General features: G+C 68.1%; 22 protein-coding genes. 13 read left to right on the top strand and 9 right to left on the bottom strand.

The genetic code is table 11. The features are described from left to right. Positions 1 to 20 precede the first annotated feature (20 nt). Positions 21 to 1418: an ATP-dependent RNA helicase DbpA gene (dbpA, locus tag AC1DW0_RS13775; protein WP_477946406.1), complete on the top strand. Its 1398-nt coding sequence runs from the start codon at positions 21 to 23 to the stop codon at positions 1416 to 1418. Positions 1419 to 1684: 266 nt separating this feature from the next. On the opposite strand, the gene AC1DW0_RS13770 is transcribed toward dbpA, so the two are convergent. After that, the gene (locus tag AC1DW0_RS13770) at positions 1685 to 2185 is read right to left on the bottom strand and encodes a hypothetical protein (protein ID WP_457390912.1); all 501 of its coding nucleotides are present in this window, start codon (positions 2183 to 2185) and stop codon (positions 1685 to 1687) included. Positions 2186 to 2382: 197 nt separating this feature from the next. On the opposite strand from AC1DW0_RS13770, the gene AC1DW0_RS13765 reads away from it, so the two are divergent. Together AC1DW0_RS13765 and AC1DW0_RS13760 are read left to right on the top strand one after the other, a co-directional pair. Next, positions 2383 to 3285 carry a hypothetical protein gene (locus tag AC1DW0_RS13765; protein WP_457354167.1) on the top strand — a complete coding sequence of 301 codons (903 nt, stop codon included), beginning with the start codon at positions 2383 to 2385 and terminating at the stop codon, positions 3283 to 3285. A 128-nt stretch (positions 3286 to 3413) separates the two neighbouring features. After that, positions 3414 to 3638 (top strand): hypothetical protein, encoded by a 225-nt coding sequence (locus AC1DW0_RS13760; RefSeq protein WP_056199021.1) that lies wholly within the window; start codon positions 3414 to 3416, stop codon positions 3636 to 3638. Positions 3639 to 3641: 3 nt separating this feature from the next. Here the strand turns inward: AC1DW0_RS13760 and AC1DW0_RS13755 are convergent, their stop codons facing one another. The 8 genes from AC1DW0_RS13755 to AC1DW0_RS13720 form a co-directional block, all read right to left on the bottom strand. Further along, positions 3642 to 5411, bottom strand: a complete 1770-nt coding sequence (locus AC1DW0_RS13755; protein WP_477946403.1) for a glutamine--tRNA ligase/YqeY domain fusion protein — start codon at positions 5409 to 5411, stop codon at positions 3642 to 3644. A gap of 54 nt (positions 5412 to 5465) precedes the next feature. Continuing rightward, on the bottom strand, positions 5466 to 6281 hold the full coding sequence (locus AC1DW0_RS13750) for a hypothetical protein (protein ID WP_457325181.1): 816 nt from the start codon (positions 6279 to 6281) through the stop codon (positions 5466 to 5468). Positions 6282 to 6291: 10 nt separating this feature from the next. After that, entirely contained in the window at positions 6292 to 6546 is a 255-nt protein-coding gene (locus tag AC1DW0_RS13745) for a hypothetical protein (protein WP_477946401.1), read from the bottom strand. A gap of 51 nt (positions 6547 to 6597) precedes the next feature. Continuing rightward, positions 6598 to 7383: a LytR/AlgR family response regulator transcription factor gene (locus tag AC1DW0_RS13740; RefSeq protein WP_477946399.1), complete on the bottom strand. Its 786-nt coding sequence runs from the start codon at positions 7381 to 7383 to the stop codon at positions 6598 to 6600. Next, entirely contained in the window at positions 7380 to 8450 is a 1071-nt protein-coding gene (locus tag AC1DW0_RS13735) for a sensor histidine kinase (protein WP_477946397.1), read from the bottom strand. Before AC1DW0_RS13735 ends, AC1DW0_RS13740 begins: the two co-directional genes overlap by 4 nt. An 81-nt stretch (positions 8451 to 8531) precedes the next feature. Continuing rightward, positions 8532 to 10064 carry a helicase HerA-like domain-containing protein gene (locus AC1DW0_RS13730; protein WP_477946395.1) on the bottom strand — a complete coding sequence of 511 codons (1533 nt, stop codon included), beginning with the start codon at positions 10062 to 10064 and terminating at the stop codon, positions 8532 to 8534. A gap of 111 nt (positions 10065 to 10175) precedes the next feature. Then, complete coding sequence (locus tag AC1DW0_RS13725) at positions 10176 to 10886, bottom strand: PEP-CTERM sorting domain-containing protein (protein WP_477946393.1); 711 nt, start codon at positions 10884 to 10886, stop codon at positions 10176 to 10178. A 43-nt stretch (positions 10887 to 10929) separates the two neighbouring features. Next, complete coding sequence (locus tag AC1DW0_RS13720) at positions 10930 to 12969, bottom strand: hypothetical protein (protein WP_477946391.1); 2040 nt, start codon at positions 12967 to 12969, stop codon at positions 10930 to 10932. A 367-nt stretch (positions 12970 to 13336) separates the two neighbouring features. Here AC1DW0_RS13720 and AC1DW0_RS13715 point away from each other — a divergent pair, with 367 nt between their 5' ends. From AC1DW0_RS13715 to tolB, 10 genes are all read left to right on the top strand, one after another. Then, positions 13337 to 14059 (top strand): YebC/PmpR family DNA-binding transcriptional regulator, encoded by a 723-nt coding sequence (locus AC1DW0_RS13715; protein ID WP_056198998.1) that lies wholly within the window; start codon positions 13337 to 13339, stop codon positions 14057 to 14059. Further along, entirely contained in the window at positions 14059 to 15345 is a 1287-nt protein-coding gene (gene purD / locus AC1DW0_RS13710) for a phosphoribosylamine--glycine ligase (protein ID WP_477946389.1), read from the top strand. Before AC1DW0_RS13715 ends, purD begins: the two co-directional genes overlap by 1 nt. Next, on the top strand, positions 15342 to 15995 hold the full coding sequence (locus AC1DW0_RS13705) for a 1-acyl-sn-glycerol-3-phosphate acyltransferase (RefSeq protein WP_477856092.1): 654 nt from the start codon (positions 15342 to 15344) through the stop codon (positions 15993 to 15995). Before purD ends, AC1DW0_RS13705 begins: the two co-directional genes overlap by 4 nt. After that, positions 15992 to 16927, top strand: a complete 936-nt coding sequence (gene hemF, locus AC1DW0_RS13700) for an oxygen-dependent coproporphyrinogen oxidase (RefSeq protein ID WP_477946387.1) — start codon at positions 15992 to 15994, stop codon at positions 16925 to 16927. The genes AC1DW0_RS13705 and hemF overlap by 4 nt, the downstream gene beginning before the upstream one ends. Continuing rightward, positions 16924 to 17511 carry a nicotinate-nucleotide adenylyltransferase gene (gene nadD / locus AC1DW0_RS13695; protein WP_457444648.1) on the top strand — a complete coding sequence of 196 codons (588 nt, stop codon included), beginning with the start codon at positions 16924 to 16926 and terminating at the stop codon, positions 17509 to 17511. Before hemF ends, nadD begins: the two co-directional genes overlap by 4 nt. Beyond that, complete coding sequence (rsfS, locus tag AC1DW0_RS13690; RefSeq protein ID WP_056198984.1) at positions 17512 to 18261, top strand: ribosome silencing factor; 750 nt, start codon at positions 17512 to 17514, stop codon at positions 18259 to 18261. It abuts the gene before it with no gap. Further along, a complete protein-coding gene (gene rlmH, locus AC1DW0_RS13685) occupies positions 18261 to 18728 on the top strand; it encodes a 23S rRNA (pseudouridine(1915)-N(3))-methyltransferase RlmH (protein ID WP_056198982.1) in 468 nt (155 codons plus the stop codon). The genes rsfS and rlmH overlap by 1 nt, the downstream gene beginning before the upstream one ends. After that, the gene (locus tag AC1DW0_RS13680; RefSeq protein ID WP_477946386.1) at positions 18725 to 19402 is read left to right on the top strand and encodes a Maf family protein; all 678 of its coding nucleotides are present in this window, start codon (positions 18725 to 18727) and stop codon (positions 19400 to 19402) included. Before rlmH ends, AC1DW0_RS13680 begins: the two co-directional genes overlap by 4 nt. Before the next feature lie 61 nt (positions 19403 to 19463). Then, complete coding sequence (rng, locus tag AC1DW0_RS13675) at positions 19464 to 20957, top strand: ribonuclease G (protein ID WP_056198977.1); 1494 nt, start codon at positions 19464 to 19466, stop codon at positions 20955 to 20957. A 51-nt stretch (positions 20958 to 21008) separates the two neighbouring features. Continuing rightward, positions 21009 to 22280 carry a Tol-Pal system beta propeller repeat protein TolB gene (tolB, locus tag AC1DW0_RS13670; RefSeq protein ID WP_477946385.1) on the top strand — a complete coding sequence of 424 codons (1272 nt, stop codon included), beginning with the start codon at positions 21009 to 21011 and terminating at the stop codon, positions 22278 to 22280. Positions 22281 to 22365 lie beyond the last annotated feature (85 nt).

Raw genomic sequence — 22365 nt, 5'->3', positions numbered from 1 at the left:
GCCCCAACGACAATCGCGGTATGACCGATACCGCTTTCGACCGCCTGCCTCTCAGCCCCGCCATGTTGGCCAACCTCGGCCAGCTCGGCTATGCGCAGATGACGCCCATCCAGGCGGGCAGCCTGCCGCTGGCCCTCGCTGGCAAGGACGTCATCGGTGAGGCGCAGACCGGTTCGGGCAAGACCGCCGCCTTCGCCATCGCGCTGCTGCATCGGCTGAAGGCCGACCTGCCGCGCGTGCAGGCCCTGGTGCTCTGCCCCACGCGCGAGCTGGCCGACCAGGTCACGCAGGAAATCCGCCGCCTGGCCCGCGCGGCCGACAACATCAAGGTGCTGAGCCTGTGCGGCGGCAACCCCATGAAGCCGCAGATCGAGAGCCTGTCCTTCGGCGCCCACATCGTCGTCGGCACGCCGGGGCGCCTCATCGACCACCTGGAGCGCGACACGCTGGACCTGTCGGCGCTGAACACGCTGGTGCTGGATGAGGCCGACCGCATGCTGGACATGGGCTTCCTCGACGACATCAAGGCGATTGCCAAGCGAGCGCCCGCCAACCGGCAGACGCTGCTGTTCTCGGCCACCTTCCCCGAAGGCGTGACCGAGATCGCCGCCAAGTTCATGCGCGAGCCGCAGACGGTTAAGGTCGCGGGTTCAACGAGTGCCGCCGCGTCCACCATCCGCCAGATTGCCTTCGAGGTGGGGGAGGGCGAGCGCCTGGACGCCGTGCCGCGCCTGCTGCGCGCCTTCCGGCCAGAATCGACGATCGCCTTCTGCAACACCAAGCAGCAATGCCGCGACCTGGAAGCGGTGCTCGCGGCGCAAGGCTTCATCGCGCTGGCTCTGCACGGCGACCTGGAGCAGCGCGATCGCGACCAGGTGCTGATCCAGTTCGCCAACCGCAGCGCCTCGGTGCTGGTGGCCACCGACGTGGCCGCGCGTGGTCTGGACATCGCCAACCTGGCCTGCGTCATCAATGTCGACATCAGCGCCGACGTCGAACAGCACGTGCACCGCATCGGCCGCACCGGCCGGGCGGGCGCGGAAGGCCTGGCGCTGAGCCTGGCCAGCCTGGACGAGATGGGCCGCATCGGCCGCATCGAGCAGCTGCAAGGCCAGGAATTCAAGTGGGAGCCTGTGGCCGACCTCAAGGACGCTCCCGGCGGCCCGCTGCTGCCGGCCATGGACACGCTGCAGATCCTGGGCGGCCGCAAGGAAAAGATCCGTCCTGGCGACATTCTGGGTGCGCTGACCGGCGAGGCCGGCTTTGCCGGCACACAGATCGGCAAGATCAACGTGACCGACTTCCACAGCTATGTGGCCGTGGAGCGCGGCATTGCCAAGGAGGCGGTGCGCCGGCTGTCGCTCGGCAAGCTCAAGGGGCGCAAGGTCAAGGTCCGCCGGATGGCCGACCTGGAATAGGGCCTGTTAGCGCCACGGCAATGGGTCGCGAAGGCCCGCCGCAAGGGGCCAATCTAGACGCAGCGCGCTGCCCGCACTCGCGTGCGGGCCAGGGCTGCAACAACGAGTGGCCCCTTGCGGCGGGCCTTCCCGAAGGGTTGCGGCCAGAAAGACCGCATGCTGTGTTGCAGATCCTCGCTGGGCATGAGCCCAGCTTACGGTCTGCTGTCGTGCCTGCGGCCTTTCTGGCCACAACGCGGCCCATTGCCGTGGCGCTAACAGGCCCTCTAATTCAGCCCCTGCTTGGCCCGTTCGCGGGCCATGTAGTTGGCCTGGTCGCGATCACGATCTCGCTGCACGCGGGCTTCGCGGGTTTCCCAGTCGCCGCAGCTGAAATAGGAGCCGCCGAACAGCCAGCCCAGCAGGCTGGAGTCGTCGACCGCTTTCCCTTCACCGCCGGTGCAGACCATCGCCGCCTTGGAGCTGCTCTGCTCGGTCAGGGCTTCCTGCACGAGCATGGAGCGCGACATCAGCACCGAGGCCGGCATGGCCACGGCCAGCAGCACGCCGCCGATGACAACGCCCTTGGCCCAGCGCGGCAGCGCGCCGCTGGCAGGCGCGGGTGCCGCCGCCGCACGCGTGGTTGTCGGTTGGGGCCGGTTGAAGGGAATCGTGGCGGCGAAGGACGTCGCCTCGGTCGCCGTGGTGGTGCCCGAGCGGCCGCCCGCGCCACTCAGCAGCCGCGGCTGGGCAGGTTGTTGGGGCGGATTGGTTGTGGCGGCCGGCATGGGGTTCGAGGGCCCCCGAAAGAGAGCCGAACGCGATGCTAGGGAGGCCGTTGCGGGCGGATTGTGAGCAATTGCAAGGGCGCGGCGCTGAGGGTGGAAATGCGTGGAGGAAGTCACGATCGCCAGTTGCGCCATAACGTGCCCGTTCAGGGGTGGCCACCATTCCCGGGCCTGGCTGGCAGAGCTACATTCGGCCCGTGTCCAGCATCCTCGACCTGCTCAGACGCCGCCTGTTGAAGGGCCTGCCAGCGCTGCTCGCGGTGGCAGCCGGAGTGGCCCATGCGCAGGAACTGACGCTGACGCTGCGCGCGCCTGACAGCGAGGCCGACCTGCGCAACGCCTACATCCGCGATGCGGTGCAGTTGGCGCTGGACAAGACGCGCGCGACCGACGGCGCTTACCGCCTGCAGCTGTCAGCGCCCATGAACAAGCGGCGCGCGCTGCTGGAAGCCGCCCAGCAGGCCGCACCGAACTTCCTCGTCGTCACCGGGCCGGACGCCGGCCGGGCCGCGGGCCTGGTGCCGGTGCTCTTTCCCATTCATCTGGGCGTGAATCGCTACCGCGTCTGCTTCGTGCACACGCCCCAACGCGCCGTCGTGCGCGAGGCCGATACCTTGAGCGCGGTGGCGCGGCTGCGCCACGTGCAGGGCCGCGGCTGGGCCGATGCCGACATCCTGCGTGCCAACGGCTTCACGGTCGCCGAGGCCAACGGCTACGAGGCGCTGTTCCAGATGGTGGCCATCGGCCGGGCCGACCTGTTCTGCCGCAGCGTGCTCGAGGTCGGCCAGGAGGTGCAGGCCCACACCGGCCTCAAGGGTCTGGCGCTGGACGACAGCCTGCTGCTGTCCTATGACCTGCCGCAATACATCTATACCCATCCCGGCAACCAGCAAGCCATCGAGCGCATTGCGCGCGGCCTGCGCCAGGCTTATGCAGACGGCTCGCTGCAGGCTCTGCTGCGCCAGCACCTGCAGCCCTCGCTGGCGCTGCTCAACCTGCCTCAGCGCCGGTTGATGACGCTGAACGTGCCCAGCCCGGCCCTCATCGAGATGAACGACCGGCCCTTCCAGATCGACGTGCTGCGCGGGCCGCTGCGTTAGAACATGCTACGGGCGTGACATCTTGGCGCCCGGGCAGTCAAGTGCGGGGGGCAGCAAGTTCAGCTGCGACCTTTTCACGCGTAAGGGCCCCATGCGGCGCCTAGTCTGCAAGCAAGACGAGGTGCCCCATGAACTCACGCCCCATGCCCCTGATGAGCGACAACTACGAGTTGCGTTTCGAGTCCCTGTTCCAGGCCGGCCGCGGACTGGCCTTTCCCTGTGATGCGCAGGGTGGCGTGCGGCTGGATTCCCTGAGCGACCGGGCGCGGCAGAACTATCTGTTCGCCCGCGCCGTCGTCGGCCGCGAATACGCCGTGCCCATCGTGCTGCGTTGCGGGGGCGCGCGCGACTGAGGGCTATTTGGAGAAGCTGTCCTTCAGCCCGGTGATCTTGTTGAAAACAGGTTTGTCGGCGCGGTGGTCGACGCGGTCCGTGACGAAGTAGCCGTGGCGCTCGAACTGCCAGCGCGCATCTGACGGCGCATCCGCGAGCGAGGGCTCGACAAAGGCCTGCACGACGCGCAGCGAATTGGGGTTCAGGAACTCGATGAAGTCGCGGCCACCAGCATCGGGCTGGGGCTCTGCAAACAGGCGCTCGTACAGACGCACTTCAGCCGCGACGGCCTCGTGCGCGCCGACCCAGCCAATCGTGCCCTTGACCTTGACCGCGTCGGCGCCCGGCGTGCCGCTCTTGGTGTCGGGAATGACGGTGGCCAGTGCGGCAGTGATGTTGCCCGCGGCGTCCTTCTCGGCGCCGGTGCATTCGATGATGTAGCCGGCCTTCAGGCGCACCTTGTTGCCGGGGAACAGACGGAAATAGCCCTTGGGCGGCACTTCGACAAAGTCCTCGGCCTCGATCCACAGTTCGGGGCCGAGCGAGAACTTGCGCTGACCCAGCTCCGGCTTGTGCGGGTGGGCGGCGGTCTCGCAGGGCTCGCGGTGATCGTTGGAACCGAAGACTTCGGCGTAGTTCGTCAGCTTGAGCTTGAGCGGCTGCAGCACGGCAAAGGCGCGCGGCGCCTGCGGCTCGAGGTCGGCGCGCAGGGCCTGGTCGAGCACGGTGTCGTCGATCCAGGCGTTCTGCTTGCTGGCGCCCGTGGCCTCGACCATGGCGCGCACGCTCGCCGGCGTGAAGCCGCGGCGGCGCAGGCCCACCAGTGTCGGCATGCGCGGGTCGTCCCAGCCGCTGACGTGCTCTTCTTCCACCAGCTGGCGCAGCTTGCGCTTGCTGGTGACGACGTAGTTCAGGTTCAGGCGGCCGAACTCGATCTGCTGCGGCAGCGGGCGGGCCAGCATGCCGAGGTCGGCCAGGTGCTCCAGCAGCCAGTCGTAGAAGGGGCGCTGGTCTTCGAACTCCAGCGTGCAGATGCTGTGGGTGATGCGCTCCAGTGCGTCCTCGATGGGGTGGGCGAAGGTGTACATCGGGTAGATGCACCACTTGTTGCCGGTGGCGTGGTGCTCCGCATGCTTGATGCGGTAGAGCGTCGGGTCGCGCAGATTGATGTTGGGCGAGGCCATGTCGATCTTGGCGCGCAGCACCATGGCGCCGTCGGCATGCTGACCATCGCGCATTTCACGCAGGCGGGCCAGGTTCTCTGCCGGCGTGCGGCCGCGGAAGGGGCTGTCGACGCCCGGGCGGCCGAAGTCGCCGCGGTTGGCGCGCATGTCCTCGGCGCTCTGCTCGTCCACATAGGCATGGCCGGCGTTGACCAGCGCCTCGGCGGCGGCGTACATGAAGTCGAAATAGCTGCTGGCCTCGAACAGGTTGTCGCCCCAGGACCAGCCCAGCCACTGCACCATCTCCTTGATGGCGTTGACGTACTCCAGCTCCTCCTTCTCGGGGTTGGTGTCGTCGAAGCGCAGATGGCAGGCGCCGCCGTAGTCGCGTGCGAGGCCGAAGTTCAGGCAGATGGCCTTGGCGTGGCCGATGTGCAGATAGCCGTTGGGCTCGGGCGGGAAGCGGGTGCGGATGCGCGCCTCGTCCAGCGGGCCGGCATTGTGGTGGGCGGCGTCGCCGGGCGTGCCGGCGAAGTGGCGGCCGGCGAACGCGCCGGTCTCGAGGTCGTTCTCGATGCGCTGGCGCAGGAAGTTCGTCGCAGGTGCAGCGGGTGCAGCGGGGTTGCTCATCGTCGGCTCTGGAAATGGAAGCGGGCCGTGTTCCAGGCCCGCAGTGCGCCGATTCTAAGGACGTGGCTGCTGTACCCGCAGCGGCAGCCGCACATGGGCCAGCCCAATGCTGATCCAGACGGCCACGCTGAAGTACAGCGTCATCCAGACGACCTCGCTGCGCCAATGCGCCCAGTCGTGCGAGACCGTCCAGCGGCTGCTGGCGTCGGCCACACCCGCCACGAGGCTGGGGTAGGCCCGGCCGGCGGCTTCGTCGGCCAGCCAGCGTGCCCAGTACATGGGCACATCCACCGCGAACATATAGGCCGCGTAGATCGCACCTGCGACGATGGCCAGGCCCAGCCAGCGCCGCGCCGCTCGCGTGGCGTGTGGCCACATGGCCAGCAGCGCCAGCACGCTGAGCAGGGCGACCGTGCCCCACAGGGTCTCTTCGACGACATGGCCGATATTGCGCGTCGTCAGCACGGCATACCAGGAATTGACCTCGGCAATGGCGATCAGCGGCAGCACGGCGCCCGCTACCCGGAGGCTGAAGCGGTGCCCGGTCGCCAGCGCCGCGCCGCGCAGCAGCAGTGCCCATTGGGCGGCAAAGCTCAGCTCGGCGATGGTGGCGACGGTGCGGCCGACCAGCACGCTGGACGCCCAGGAATCCACCATGACGAGGCGCGGTACGTCAAAGACCGGCAGCAAGGAGCGGTAGCCGCAGCCCAGCACGTAAAGCGCCGACAGCAGCAGCTGCAGGCGCTGGTGGGGCCAGGTGGTGCCGTCGGGGCGGTTGCGGTGCAGCCAGGCGGTCGAGGCCGTCCAGGCGATCAGGTTGAGGCCGGCGATGGCGCAGAGCAGATGCCACCAGTAGGTTGCGTCGAGCATGGTGTTCTCCTCAGCCCGCCTTCGGTGGCCGGCCGGTCTTGACCGGCGCCAGCCGGTCCAGCGCCGCGGCCAGGGCCTTGGCGTCGAGCTGGGCCAGGGCCTGCAAGCCCGCGCGCAGCAGCTCGCTCTTCTTGGCTTCGCGCTTGACGTCGTGAAGCCGGTTCTTCAGCTCCTTCAGCAGTGCGTAGTCGGCCTCGGGCATCGTGAAGCCGTCGCGCACGAGCTTGGCGCGTTCGGTTGGGGCGGGTTTGCGGGTGTGGTTCATAACGATGAAAACCGTTTATACGGTTTTCATCGAAGCCCCGCTATCGCGCGGCTACAAGGCTTTGAAACGATTTGCGTGCACGCGGCTGACGGTCAGCTTTTCGGGGCGCAGGCGCAGTTCCAGCAGTACCGTGCCGTTTTCCTGGCGCAGGGCGCGCGCCACGGCGTCGATGTTGACGACGGTGGAGCGGTGCACCTGCCAGAAGCGCTCGGCGTCCAGCTGCGGCAGCAGTTCGCGCAGCGACACGCGCACCCAGTAGTCGCGCTCGGCGGTCACGGCGCGCACGTATTTGTCGGCCGCCTCCAGGTAGACGATGTCGTCCAGCGGCACCAGCTCGATGGCGTCGCCGACGGCCGCCTGCAGATGACGCAACTTCGGTGCTGGCGCCGTCACCTGGGTCAGCAACTGGCGCAGCGAGGCCAGCGTCGCGTCGCCTTGTGCCACTTGCTCGGGCTCGGCCAGGCGGGCCTGCAGCCGCGCCACACACTGGGCCAGCCGCTCGGGCGTGACAGGCTTGAGCAAATAGTCGGCCGCCGCGGTCTCGAAGGCCTGCAGCGCGTACTGGTCATAGGCCGTGACGAAGACGAACAGGGGCAGGGCGCCGGCATCGTCGGGCCAGTCCTCGCTGATGGCCTGGGCGGCCTCAAGCCCCGTCATGCCAGGCATGCGGATGTCGAGGAAGCAGACCTGGGGGCGGTGCTGCAGCGCCAGCTCGACGGCGGCCGTACCGCTGCCGGCCTGGGCGGCAATCTGGAGATCGGGCCAGGCAGCAGCCAGTTCGGCGCGCAGGTTCTCGGCGAGCAGGGGCTCGTCTTCGGCGATGAGGGCGGTCGTCATGACGTGATCTCGATGCGGGCGGTGCTGCCGCCATCCGGTTGTGACTTCAGTTCGAAGCTCGCGGCGTTGCCGTAGCGTTGAGCGAGGCGCTCGCGAACCTGGCTCAGGCCAAAGCCGGTACCGACACCGGCCAGCTCGCTCGCGCTGGTCAGCCCGATGCCACTGTCGGCGACTTCGAGCACCAGGCGTTTGCCGTCGCGGGTTGCCGTCACGCGCAACTCACCGCCATCCACATGCGGCTCCAGCCCATGCTTGATCGCGTTCTCCACCAGCGGCTGCAGCAGCAGCGGCGGGATGGGGAGGCCCCCCAGTTCGGCCGGCAGAACCAGCTTCACGCGCAGCCGTTCGCCCATGCGCAGCTGCATCAACGCGAGGTAGTCCGACAGGCGCTCGAACTCCTCGCTCAGCGGGTGCTCGGTGGCGCGGCTGGCTTGCAGCGTGGCGCGCAGATAGGCGATGAGCTGGTCCAGCATGCGCTGGGCTTCGTCGGGCCGCAGTTTGATCAGCACGCGCAGATGGGCCAGCGTGTTAAACAGCATGTGGGGTTCGAGCTGGCTCTGCAGCAGCGTCAGCCGCGCCTCGGCCGCCTGGCGCTGGGCCTGGGCCTGTTCCAGCCGCAACGCGTTCAGCCGGAACAGCGAGAAGAAGAAAAAGGTGCCCAGCACCGACACCAGCAGCACGAAGCTCACCGACACTGCCGCGCGGCCGCCGGGCATGTCCCAGGGCCGGCTGGCGTGCCGGCCGCTGAGGAGGTCGCCCAGCCACAGCCCGCCCGCGTAGCCGGCCAGCGCGCCCAGCAGCACGCAGGGGGCAACCCAGCCCCAGCCGACCCAGCCGTGGCGCAGTTGGGGCGAGTCGCCGCCCCGGCGGCGCAGCAGCAGGGCCACGCCGGCCATCAGCAGCGAGATGTAGAGCGAGATCTGCGCGCCGACGGTGAAGGAATACAGCATCGCAATGCCGAAGCTGCCGCCCTGCAGCAGAAAGTTCAGCAGGCCGACGACGACGCAGATGAGGGCGGTGCCGCCCACATGCGTCGTCCAGTCGTGGTTGCGGTCGGTGGAGGTCATGCGGCCAGCATCATGTGGCCTGCGCACTGGTGCAAGTGGTCTGCGACGAGCGGGGCCGACGCGGCGCGAGGCGCACGGCGTTCAGCGCCGGCGGCTGCCGCTTCCGCCCAGGATGCTGCCCAGCACGCCGCGGATGATCTCGCGGCCCACGGCCGAGCCGATGCTGCGCACGGCCGACTTGGCTGCGGTCTCGGCCAGGCCGGCGTGATGGGCGCCGCGCGGGCCGGTGGTGCCGAAGAGCACGTCTTTCAGCCCGCCCAGCATGCCGCCGCCGGCATCGGCAGGGGCTGGCGCGGTGGTACCGCCTTGGGGAACCTGGCCGCCCGAGGGCGCTGCGGCGGGCTTGCCAGCGAGCTTCTCGTAGGCGGACTCCCGGTCCAGCTGCTTCTCGTAGACGCCGGCCACCAGCGAGTTGGCGACCAGGGTCTGGCGCTGGGCGGGCGTGATCGGGCCGATCTGGCTGCCGGGCGGCAGCACGAAGACGCGCTCGGTGATGCTCGGCCGGCCCTTCTCGTCGAGCAGGCTGACCAGGGCCTCGCCGACGGCCAGCTCCATGATGGCGGTGGCAATGTCCAGACCCGGCTTGGCGCGCATGGTGTCGGCCGCGCTCTTGACGGCCTTCTGGTCGCGCGGCGTGAAGGCGCGCAGGGCGTGCTGCACGCGGTTGCCGAGCTGGCCCAGCACCGCGTCGGGAATGTCCAGCGGGTTCTGCGTCACGAAGTACACGCCCACGCCCTTGGAGCGCACCAGGCGCACGACCAGCTCGATGCGCTCGACCAGTGCGTCGGGCGCATCCTTGAACAGCAGGTGGGCCTCGTCGAAGAAGAACACCAGCTTGGGTCTCTCCAGGTCGCCCACCTCGGGCAGGGTCTCGAACAGCTCGCTGAGCATCCACAGCAGGAAGGTCGCGTACAACCGCGGCGCGTTCATCAGCTTGTCGGCAGCCAACACGTTGATGACGCCCAGGCCGCCCTCGGTTTGCATGAAGTCGGCGATGTTGAGCATGGGCTCGCCGAAGAACTTGTCGCCGCCCTGGGCCTCGATCTGCAGCAGGCCGCGCTGGATCGCGCCGACGCTGGCGGCCGAGACGTTGCCATACTGCGTCGTGAACTGACTCGCGTTGTCGCCCACGTGCTGCAGCATGGCGCGCAGGTCCTTCAGGTCCAGCAGCAAGAGGCCGTTGTCGTCGGCGATCTTGAACACCATCTGCAGCACGCCGGCCTGCGTCTCGTTGAGCGCCAGCATGCGGCTCAAGAGCAGCGGGCCCATGTCCGACACGGTGGCGCGAGCCGGGTGGCCCTGCTCGCCGAAGACGTCCCACAGCGTGGTAGGGCAGGCCAGCTTCTCGGGCGCCTCCAGGCCGCGCTCCTTCAGCACGCCGAGCAGCTTCTCGCTCGGGTTGCCGGCCTGGCTGATGCCGGTCAGGTCACCCTTCACGTCGGCCATGAAGACCGGCACGCCCAGTTTGGAAAAGCTCTCGGCGAGTTTCTGCAGGCTGATGGTCTTGCCGGTGCCGGTGGCGCCGGTGATGAGGCCGTGGCGGTTGGCCAGCGCGGGCAGCAGCAGGCACTCGGTCTGCTCATGGCGGGCCAGCAGGATGGGGTCGGCGGGCATGGGGGGTCTCCGGATCAGGGGCAGGTAGGCTGCGGCGAGTCTAGCGGTCCGCTTTGACCACTTCGACTCACCGCAGCCGCTGTCCGGAGGCTGTGACGCGCCCGCTGGCGCTCAGCTGGCGCGGCGCTTGGCCAGGCCCAGCAGCACCGAGCCGCCCAGCAGCAGGAGCAGGCCTGACGCCGGCTCGGGCACCGGCGCCAGGTGCACGTCGGCGACGGCCAGCGCCGAGGCGCCGAGCGCGTCGAAGCCGTCGAACACGCCCAGGCTGACGCTGTGTGCCCCGGCGGTCAGCGGCGCGCTGGTAAAGGTCAGGTAGGCCGTCTCGTCGAACAGCGGCGAGGCCGAGCCGCCCAGGAAGGTGGCGCTGTTGACGCTGGTCAGCTTGATGACGGTCGTCTTGTCGAGCACGACGTAGGCGGTGTCGTCGGCCGGGGTGCCCGGTGGGTCGTTGCTCATGAACTTCCACTGGAAGATCAGCCGCTCGCCGGCGGCGGCCGTGAAGTCCGCGCTCAGCCCGGAGCCCACGACGGCACCCATGCCGCTGAGCGAGGCGGCCCCGAGCCCGGCGAAGGATTCCAGCGAGGCTGCGGCCACCGCGCTGCCACCGAACAGGAAGCCGGACGTGTCGGCCGTGCCGAGCACGGCCTGGGCGGTGAAGCCGGCAGGTGGGGCGCCGAACTGGCTGGTTGTGTCGACGGCGACGTTTCCGGCCTTGGCCCAGCCCGTCAGGCCGCCGGCGAAGTCGCCATTGGTGACGCCCGCGGCCATCGCCGTCGATGCCACCAGGCTCAGTGCGGCCAATGTGAATTTGAGTTGCTTCATCAGGGTCTCCAGACAACAGGGTAGGAAAGGGTGGTCGGCGCCTTCAGCGCACGGTGCCGATTTGCGTGATCTGCAGCGTGCTCTGCTGCTCGACGCCGAGGCCGGCCTTCACGCAGTCGAGCGCATTGGTGCTGACTTCGGGCTTGAACGACACGGACTGGCGCGAGCGCAGGTTGGTGCAGGTGACCTTGGCGATGTCCATGCCGCCGACCTGCACGGCCGGCAGCTGCGTGTTGACCAGGCCTACCTGCGAGACCTGCACCCGCTCCCCGTGCAGGGAGACGAGACCGGCCTTTTCGCAGTCGAAGCTGCCATCGGTATTGGCTTGAACGCTGACCGACTGGCGGGTGTTCAGGTTGGCGCAGACCACCTTGCCGCGCAGCAGGCCGATCAGGATGCCGTCCACCGGCTTGGCACGCTTGCCGGCCACCTGCAGGAACACGTGGGTGACCAGGTCCTTGGTGACGAAGGTCTTCTTGTCGGCGTCCCACTGCAGCGCATTGGGCTCAACCAGGTCGCCTTCGAGGAAGACCGAGGCGCCGGGGAAGGGGTCCGTCGCCAGCGCGCCCTTCACGTCGGGGTTGACTTCCTGTGCGCCGACCGTCGCGTCCGTGACCTGGCCACGGAACTTGATGCGCACGTTGTGCCCGTCCTTGAGCAGGTTGCCGAGCACGAAGCGGGCTTCGCCGGGCTTGTCGGTCGAGCCGGCGGGCAGTTCCATGGCCGTCGGCAACTGCAGCTGGCGCCATGGCGTGATCGGCTCCTGCTGGTTGTCGAACAGCTTCACGCCACCCGTGGGGTCGAACAACATGCTGTCGATGTGTGCGGGCCGCGGCAGCACGAAGCCCCGCCAGTTGCGCAGCACCAGATTGGCCGCTGCGAGGTTGGCCAGGCCCAGAATGAAGTTGCCGTCCGCCGACAGGGTGCCGGTGTCGAAGGTGGGCACGCGTGGGTGCAGGGGCAGCGCCGACCCGCCGGCATCCAGCAGGGTCGCGTCGGCGATGACCACCTGGGTCGTGGTGTTGAGGATGTTCTCTTCCGCGAAATGCGTGCCGACGTGGAACTGCTCGGCGCCGCGCACCTGGCCGGCGATGCTGCCGGGCTGGTTGGGGCTGGCCCAGCCCTTGGCGGACTGCCAGGTTACGAAGTAGCGGTGGTAGCTGGTGCCCTTGAAGGTCCGCGTGCCGGACGCCACCACGCTGGGCGGGTTCCAGGGACTCAGCGAGCCGGTATAGGTGGACACCGGCGTGAGCGTGGTGCTGAGGCTGAGCACCTCCATGCGCAGCCGCGACGCGGTGGCGGAATTGGGGTTGACGAAGTCCCAGTTGGCCAGAGATTGCAGCGTCAGGCCGACGTTGTTGGCCAGGATGCCGAAGTCCTGGTCGCTGAAGTGGCGGCGTTCGCCGACGCGATTCGTACAGGGCATGGAAGGCCCGGCGGGCATGATGTGGTGGATGAAGGCGTCCTCCCCGGTGTGCACCACCGCGCTGTGCGAGAGGCCGTAGTTGTGCCCGGCCTCGTGCGCGGCCGTGCCGCCGATGCCCAGGGCCCAGCGGTCCAGCGTGTTGTTGGCGCCGGAAAGCTCGGCGCTGCAGAACACGCCATAGGAGCCGCCGAAGACGCGGGCGTGGTCGATGACGTCGGCGTCGCCGGTGTCCACCGCCTCGGCGATGCCGAACAGTGAGGGGTCGGTGTCAGCGCCGATGGCGACCATGTTGCGCCGCGCCGGCGGCGCGCCCAGCGCGTCCGGGTTGGTCGTCGTGGGCGGCAGCACCTGGACGTTGAACTCGCAGTAGTCGGTGGCCACCACATCGAAGATGCGGTCGCGCAGCTGGGCGGTGGTGCCGGCAGGCGCGCCCGGCAGCGAGCCGATGGCGAAGGTGCGTGCGGGCGAGACGTTGGTCGCGTAGGCGGGAAACGTGGCGTCGTTGGCCGTCGGGTAGTAGAGGAAGAGCTTGTTCGGCTTCATCGCGTCGATGGCGCCGTAGTTGTGATAGCAGACCGGGGCGGCCTGGACGGATGTGGACAGCAGCGCTGCACCTAAGCAGCCAGTCCATCGGAAATGAGCGGACAAACGGATCATGAAAAACCTCCTGAGAGCGAACCCTGGCGGGCAGGGACGACTCAAAGTTAGGCGCCGGCCTGCAGGGCTTCACCCACCCCTCACCCTTCAACGTGAGGAAGACTGCAGCTCTTAGGGGGACGCCCTTAGGGGGAGGTTTCTAGGGGGAAGGTCCCAGCGGGCCGGGAGCTCCGCATGCCGCACACCCCCGCAGTTCGGCCAGTCCGGGCTGCGAATGCATGATGAAGTTCCGGGCGCGTTGGCGCTGGCGAGGCCGCGGGAAGATGGACGCCCGCGAGCAGGCGGTGGGGTCGGGGGCAGGAGGCGGCCTCGTAGAATCGAGGGTTGCATGGCATCTGAGCCGTGCTGCCAAAGGAGCTAGAGCCACATGGCCGGACATTCCAAATGGGCCAACATCCAGCATCGCAAAGGCCGTCAGGACGAGAAGCGCGGCAAGATCTGGACCCGCATCATTCGTGAGATCAGCGTTGCCGCGCGCCAGGGCGGCCCCGACATCAAGGACAACCCGCGCCTGCGTCTGGCGGTGGACAAGGCCAAGGCCGCCAACATGCCGGCCGACCGCATCAAGTACAACATCGACAAGGCCAGCGGCAACATCGATGGCCTGACCTACGAAGAAATCCGCTATGAAGGCTATGGCATCGGCGGCGCGGCCATCATGATCGACACGATGACGGACAACCGCGTTCGCACCGTGGCCGAGGTGCGGCATGCCTTCAGCAAATACGGCGGCAACATGGGCACGGACGGCTCGGTGGCCTTCCAGTTCAAGCATTGCGGCCAGTTGCTGTTCGCGCCGGGCACGTCGGAAGACAAGGTCATGGAAGTGGCGCTGGACGCCGGTGCCGAAGATGTCGTCACCGGTGACGACGGTGCCATTGAGGTGTTGACCTCGCCAGCCGACTACGAAGCCGTCAAGGCCGCGCTGGAAGCCGCCGGCCTGGTACCCGAGCTGTCCGAAGTGACGATGCGGGCCGAGAACACGATCGAGTTGACCGGCGAAGACGCCGAACGCATGCAAAAGCTGCTTGACGTCATCGAAGACCTCGACGACACGCAAGCGGTCTATCACAACGCAGAATTGAACTGATGCGAGTCCTAGTCATTGGCAATGGTGGCCGCGAGCACGCGCTGGCCTGGAAGCTCGCCCAGGGCGAACGCGTCAGCCAGGTGTACGTCGCCCCCGGCAACGGCGGCACGGCGCGTGACGAGCAGATCGAGACCGTGCCCATCGGCATGACCGACGCGCGCGCGCTGGCCGACTTTGCCGTCGAACAGAAGATGACGCTGACCGTCGTCGGCCCCGAGGTCGCGCTGGCCGCTGGCGTCGTCGACGAGTTCCGCTCGCGGGGCCTGCGCATCTTCGGGCCCACCAAGGCCGCGGCCCAGCTCGAGAGCTCCAAGGCCTTCGCCAAGGACTTCATGAAGCGCCATGGAATTCCGACGGCAGCCTACGAGACCTTCTCGGACGCCGCGGCCGCTCACGCCTATGTAGACGGCCGTGGCGCGCCCATCGTCATCAAGGCCGACGGCCTGGCAGCAGGCAAGGGCGTCGTCGTCGCGATGACGCTGGCCGAGGCCCACGAGGCGATCTCGTGGATCCTGGAGGACAACAAGCTGGGCGTGACGCACAACGCCGGCGGTGCGCGCGTCGTCATCGAGGACTTCCTCGAAGGCGAGGAGGCCAGCTTCATCGTCGTCTGTGATGGCAAGCATGTCGTGTCGCTGGCCACCAGCCAGGACCACAAGCGCCTGCTGGACGGCGACGTCGGCCCCAACACCGGCGGCATGGGCGCCTACTCGCCTGCGCCGGTCGTGACGCCGAATGTGCATGCCAAGGTCATGCACGAGATCATCCAGCCGACCATCACCGGCATGGCGCGTGACGGCCATCCGTTCACTGGCTTCCTGTATGCCGGCCTGATGATCGACGAGCACGGCCAACCGCGTACGGTCGAGTTCAACACCCGCATGGGCGACCCTGAGACCCAGCCCATCATGATGCGGCTCAAGAGCGATCTCTTCGAGCTGATGATGCATGCGACCGACGGCACATTGGACGAGGTCGAGCTGCAGTGGGACCGTCGCGTGGCGCTCGGCGTCGTGCTGGCGGCCGAGGGCTACCCGCTCAACCCGCGCAAGGGCGACGCCATCAGCGGCCTGCCGGAAGATGACGACGAGGCCATGGTCTTTCATGCCGGCACGGCGATGGTCGATGGCCAGCTCGTCACCAGCGGTGGCCGCGTGCTTTGCGTGACGGCCCTGGGTGAATCCGTGCGCACCGCAGCGCAGAGCGCCTATGAGCTGGCCACGGGCATCCAGTTCGCGGGCCGCCAGTACCGCAGCGACATCGGCCATCGGGCCATCAAGCGTTGAACCCGACTTTCCCCATTCAGCCCATTGTCCTGACCGGGCCCCTGCGCCCGCATGGCCCGTCCAGCGCCCTGGCGCGCTGGCTGCTGGGGCTGTTCGGCTGGACGGTGGATGCACCCGGTGTGCCGGCGGAGCAGGGTGTCATCCTGGTCTATCCGCACACCTCCAACTGGGACTTCGTCATCGGCCTGCTGGCCAAGTGGGCCGTCGGCATCCAGCTTCGCTTCTGGGGCAAGGACAGCCTGTTCAAGGCGCCCTTGCTCAGCCACTGGATGCGCTGGATCGGCGGTGTCGGCGTGGATCGCAGCAGCTCGCATGGCATCGTCGCCGACACGGTGCGCCAGATGCAGGCCGCCGCGGCGCGTGGCGAGCGCTTCTGGCTGGCCGCCGCACCCGAAGGCACGCGTTCGCTGAAGAGCGGTTGGCGCACCGGCGCTTACCAGGTGGCCGTGCAGGCCGGCGTGCCGGTGGGGCTGTGCTATTTCGATTTCGAGCAGCGCGTCGTCTCGGTGACGCGCTTCGTCATGCTGACCGGCGATGTGCAGGCCGACTTCGCGCTCTTTGCCGCCTATTTCGGCACGCGCGTCGGCAAGCGCCCCGAGCTGGCCAGCCCGATTCAGCCTCGCTCATCGAACACCGGCCCGCGCACATGAACACCCAAGCCGTCCGCGACTATCTGCTCGAGTTGCAACAGCGCATCGTCACGGCGCTGGAAGGGGTCGACGGCAATGCCTTCGCGTCCGACGGCTGGACACGCGAGCCCGGTGGCCGGCTCGAAGGCGACGGCCTGTCGCGGCTCATCGAGGGTGGCCCGGTCTTCGAGCGCGGTGGCGTCAACTTCTCGCATGTGAAGGGCCGCGTGCTGCCGCCGTCGGCGACGCAGCATCGCCCCGAACTCGCCGGAGCGCCCTTCGAGGCCTTGGGCGTGTCGCTGGTGCTGCACCCGCACAACCCCTTCGTGCCGACGGTGCACATGAATGTGCGTGCCTTCATCGCCTTGCCGCCTGGGCTGCCTGCCGTGACCTGGTTCGGCGGCGGCATGGACCTGACACCCTACTACGGCTACGAGCGCGACGCGCAGCATTTCCATCGCATCTGCCGCGACGCGCTGCAACCGCATGGCACCGAGCTGTACCCGAAGTTCAAGGCCTGGTGCGACGACTACTTCTTCCTGAAGCACCGCCAGGAGCCGCGCGGCATCGGCGGCATCTTCTTCGACGATTTCGCCGAAGGTGGTTTCGACACGGGCTTTGCGCTGATGCGCTCCGTCGGCGATGCCTTCCTGGCTGCCTATCTGCCCATCGTCGAGCGCCGCCAGGGGTATGCCTATGGCGAACGTGAGCGCGACTTCCAGGCCTATCGCCGTGGCCGCTATGTCGAGTTCAATCTCGTCTGGGACCGCGGCACCCTGTTCGGCCTACAGTCGGGCGGCCGCACCGAATCCATCCTCATGTCCATGCCCCCACAAGTGAAGTGGCGCTACGACTGGGCGCCCGAGCCAGGCACGCCCGAGGCGAAGCTGTACAGCGACTTCCTGCGCCCACGCGATTGGGCCGGCGAAACACCCACCGCACTGTGGCTGTGAAACTGGCAATCTTCGGCGGCAGTTTTGACCCGCCCCATCTCGGCCACCTGGCCTTCGCCCGCTTTGCGCTGGACGCGCTGGCGCCGGACCGCATGGTCTGGCTGCCCGCCGGCCGGCAGTGGCAGAAGCCCGACCAGATCATGGCCGCCGCCGTGCACCGTGCAGGCATGATCAAGCGCCTCATCGCCGGAGAGCCGCGCTTCGTGGTTGATGAGCGCGAACTGCACCGCCGCGGCCCCAGCTTCACGGCCGATACCCTGCGTGAGTTCGCCAGCCAGAACGCTGGCACGGAGTTGATGTTCCTGATCGGCCAGGATCAGTACGCCCGCCTGCCGAGCTGGTACCAAGTTGAAACCATCACCACGCTGGCCACACTGGTCGTCGTGCCACGCGCCGGCGAGGCCGTCGTGACCCCGCCAGGCCTGCCGGCACACCGCCTGCAGGTGCTGGCCCTGCCCGAAATTCCCCTTTCGTCCACCGCCGTGCGCGACGCCGTCGCGCGCGGCGAGGACATCAGCCCCATGGTGGGCGCCGAGGTGGCGAGCTATATTGCCTCGCACCGCCTCTACGAGAAGAAGCACTGAATGGACATTCGCAAGCTGCAACGAGCCATCGTCGATGGTCTCGAAGACGTCAAGGCCCAGAACATCGTTGTGTTCAACACCGAGCATCTGTCGCCTCTGTTCGAGCGCGTCATCATCGCCTCGGGCACGAGCAACCGGCAGACCAAGGCCCTCGCGTCCAGCGTGCGTGAAACGGTCAAGGGGCGCGGCATGCAGGTCATGCGCACCGAGGGCGAGGACAACGGCGAATGGATCATCGTCGACTGCGGCGCCGCCGTCGTCCACGTGATGCAGCCCGCCATCCGCGACTACTACCACCTCGAAGAGATCTGGGGCGACAAGCCCGTCAAGCTCAAGCTCGGTAGCACCGAGACCAGGCTGGTCAAGGCCTCCGAGGAGCCCGCTGCCGCACCGGTCAAGACGGCGCGCAAGGCGACGGCGTCCAAGCCCATCACGACCAGGGCTGCGCCCAAACCCGCCGCGAAACCTGCAGCCAAGGCGGGCGCCAACAAGGCGGTGCCGTCGGCGGCCGCCAAGAAGGCGGTTGCCAAGAAGGCCGCAGCGGGCACCCAGGCGCCCAAGAAGGGCGTGACCCGCAGCGTGGGCGTGAAGACGGCAGCACCCGTCAAGACCGTGAAGGTCGGCGCTGGCCAGGGTGTCGGCAAGGCGGCTACGGCCAAGCGGGTCGCGCCTGCGGCCAAGCCAGCCGCCAAGGCAGCACCCCGCGCGCCTGCCAAGCCTGCCGGCCGCGCGGCGCCGAAAAAGGGCTGATGCGCCTTTTCCTCGTCGCCGTGGGCCAGCGCCAGCCGGCCTGGGCCGACACCGCCTACGAGGACTTCGCCAAGCGCTTTCCGCCCGAGCTCAAGCTGGAGTTGAAGGCCGTCAAGGCCGAGACGCGCGGCAGCAAGACGGCCGAACAGCTGATGGCGGCCGAGGCGGCGCGCATCGAGGCAGCGTTGCCCAAGGGCGTGCGCCGCATCATCCTGGACGAGCGTGGCGAGCGCCGCACCTCAGTGCAGTTGGCTGAGCGGCTGAAGCTGTGGATGGGTGAGGGCCGCGATGCCGCCCTCATCATCGGCGGGCCCGACGGCCTGCATCCCGATCTCAAGGCCACGGCCGACGAGACCTTGCGGCTGTCGGACCTCACCTTGCCCCATGCCTTCGCCCGCGTGCTACTGGCCGAAGGCCTGTACCGCGCCTGGACCGTGACAACCGGCCACCCGTATCACCGCGAATGAATATGACCCCCAAGACGACTTCGTCGTCGGCCCCCCATGGGGGCGCGACCGGCTTGGGACGGCCCGGCGCCGGTCCCCGCTCCATCTACCTCGCCTCGCAAAGCCCGCGCCGCCGCCAGCTGCTGGAGCAGCTCGGCGTCAGGCATGAGTTGCTGCTGCCCGGTGCCGACGAAGATGCGGAAGCGCTGGAGGCGGTCCAAGCCGACGAGGTGCCCGAGACCTATTGCGCCCGCGTCACCGCGGCCAAGCTGGATGCGGCGTTGGCCCGTCTGGCCGCGCGTGGGCTGCCGTCGGCGCCCATCCTGTGTGCGGACACGACTGTGGCTGTCGACGGCCTCATCCTCGGCAAACCCGCCGACGATGCCGACGCGGCACGCATGCTGGCCTTGATGTCGGGTCGCACGCACCGCGTCATCACCGCCGTTGCGGTGGCCGACGCGGCGCGTCGTGTGGCGGCGCTGAATGTCTCTCACGTGGAATTCGCGCCGCTGTCGGCCGCGCAGATCGACCGCTACGTCGCCAGCCGCGAGCCGTTCGGCAAAGCTGGCGCCTATGCCATCCAGAGCCAGGCAGCCGCCTGGATCGTGAAGATTGCCGGTAGCTACTCGGGCATCATGGGGTTGCCCCTCTTTGAGACGGCGCAGCTGTTGGACAAATTCGGCTTTGAGTTCTGACCCTGAGTTTTGATGCGTGCCGCCTCCACCGGCGGCACGCATCAGCATTCAAAGGCAAGAGATGGAAGACATCCTGATCAACTGGTCACCGCAGGAGACGCGGGTGGCCGTGGTCGAGAACGGCGCGGTGCAGGAGCTGCACATCGAGCGCACGTTGGAGCGGGGCCTGGTGGGCAACGTCTACCTCGGCAAGGTGGTGCGCGTGCTGCCTGGCATGCAGAGCGCCTTCATCGATATCGGCCTGGAGCGCGCCGCCTTTCTGCACGTTGCCGACCTGCACAGTGCCTCGCAGTTCGGCCATGGCCGGCACCAGAACGGCCATGGCGTCGAGGTGCCTCCCACGCCCATCGAGCGCCTCATCTTCGAAGGCCAACCGCTGACGGTGCAGGTCATCAAGGACCCCATCGGCACCAAGGGCGCACGGCTGTCCAGCCAGATCAGCATCGCCGGCCGCATGCTGGTCTATCTGCCGCAGGACGAGCACATCGGCGTCAGCCAGAAGATCGGCTCGCCCGAGGCGCGCGAGGCCTTGCGCGCGCGCATGGTCGCACTGGTGGGGACAAAGGAGCAGGGCGGTGGCGGGGGCTTCATTCTGCGCACGAACGCAGAGGACGCCAGCGACGAGGAGCTCGGTGCCGACATCGCCTATCTGCGCAAGACCTGGCAGCAGATCCGCGCGGGTGCGCTGACAACGCCGCCGGCCAGCCTGTTGCACCAGGACTTGAGCCTCGTCGAGCGCGTGCTGCGCGACCTGACGAGCGAACGCACGGGCTCCATCCGCATCGACTCCAAGATGCAGTACGACGTGTTGCGCGGCTTCGGCGAGACCTTCATGCCGGCCGCCACGGCCAAACTGGAACATTACCGCGGTGAACGGCCCATCTTCGACCTGTGCAATGTCGACGCCGAGATCGCCCGCGCGCTGGCGCGCAAGGTGGAGCTGAAGTCTGGCGGCTCGCTGGTGTTCGACCAGACCGAGGCGATGACGACCATCGACGTCAACACCGGCGGTTTCGTCGGTGCCAAGAACTTCGACGACACCATCTTCAAGACCAACCTCGAAGCGGCGGGCTCCATCGCCCGCCAGCTGAGGCTGCGCAATCTGGGCGGCATCATCATCGTCGACTTCATCGACATGACGCGTGAGGAGCACAGGACGGCGGTGCTGGCCGAGTTCCGCAAGCAGCTGGGCCGGGACCGCACCAAGGTGACCGTCGGCGGCTTCACGCAGCTGGGCCTGGTCGAGATGACGCGAAAGCGCACGCGCGAGTCGCTGGCGCGCATGCTTTGCGAGCCCTGCCCGACCTGCGAGGGCCGTGGCCAGGTGAAGACGGCGCGCTCGGTCTGCTACGACATCCTGCGCGAGATCCTGCGCGAGGCACGCCAGTTCTCCCCCCGCGAGTTCCGCGTCGTGGCCGCCGCCAACGTCGTCGAGATGATGCTCGACGAAGAGAGCGCCCACCTGGCCGGCCTGTCGGACTTCATCGGCAAACCCATCTCGCTGACCGCCGAGCCGACCAACCAGACGGAACATTACGACATCGTCCTACTCTGAAGTGGCGCGGCACTGCGGCAGAATTCCGGACCGCACTGCAAAGTCCACTGCATGATCTCTCGCCGTCTCAGCCTTGCCGCGCTTGCGGCCTTTCCTGCCGCCTCGGCCCTGGCCCAGGTGCGCATCGACATCGCCGGCACGGGCGGCACCCGCATCCCGGTGGCCATCGTCGATTTCCGCGATGACGCCAAGACCTCGGCCCAGCCGATCGCCGCCATCGTGCGCGCCGACCTGGAACGCAGCGGCCTGTTTCGCAGCGTCGATGCACCCGCCGGGCTGAACGAGATGAGCAGCCCGGCCTGGCCCGACTGGAAGGCCCGCCAGGCCGATGCGCTTGCGGCGGGTTCGATCACCCGCCTGGCCGACGGACGGCTGGATATCCGCTTCAAGCTCTGGGACGTCGTCAACCGCACCGAGCTCCTCGGCGAAGCGCATGCCGTGCATCCCGATGATGCCCGCCTTGCCGCGCATCGCATCGCCGACACCATCTACCAGAAGCTCACCGGCGAGCGCGGCGTGTTCGCCACCCGCATGGCCTATGTGACCAAGGCCGGCCCGCGCTACAGCCTGGTCGTTGCCGACGCAGACGGCGAGGGCGCCAAGGTCGCATTGACCAGCCCCGATCCCATCATCTCGCCAGCCTGGGCGCCCAATGGCCGCGAACTCGCCTACGTGACCTTCGAAAGCCGCAAGGCCACGGTGCGCGTCCAGGACGTGCAGACTGGCGGCCGCCGCGTGCTGGCCGACTTCAAGGGCACCAACAGCGCGCCGGCCTGGTCGCCCGATGGCTCGCAGCTCGTGCTCAGCCTGTCGCGCGACGGGGGGACCCAGCTCTTCGTCATCAACCGTGACGGCTCGGGCCTGCGTCGCCTCACGCAAAGCGGCGCCATCGACACCGAGGCCTGCTACTCGCCCGATGGCAGCAAGATCTTTTTCGTTAGCGACCGTGGCGGCGGCCCGCAGATCTACCGCATGCCGGCCAGTGGCGGCGCGGCCGAGCGTGTGACCTTCAACGGCAACTACAACATCAGCCCGGCGGTCAGCCCTGACGGCCGCACGCTGGCCTACATCACCCGCATCAGTGGTGCCTTCCGCCTGTCGGTGATGGATCTCGGCACCGGCCAGTCACAGCAGATCAGCGAAGCCAACGACGACGAAAGCCCGGCGTTCGCGCCCAATGGCAAGCTCATCGTGTACGCGAGCCGTGCCGGCGGCAAGGAAGTGCTGATGACGACGACGCTGGACGGCAAGATGAAGACGCCGCTGCTCGTCACTTTGGTAGAGGTTCGTGAACCCACGTGGGGTCCTTTTACACGCCAGTAACTTGACAGTTCGCACCGTGTTGGACAATGGCGCGCCCGCGCCGCCGATGGCGCTGCGCCCCCCCATCCCCCGCCCCCTGTCTGTT

It is taken from the genome of Roseateles sp. P4_D2 (assembly GCF_056401875.1).
Note: the sequence above shows the minus strand (reverse complement) of the source record. Positions and strands in the feature narration are given on the sequence as shown.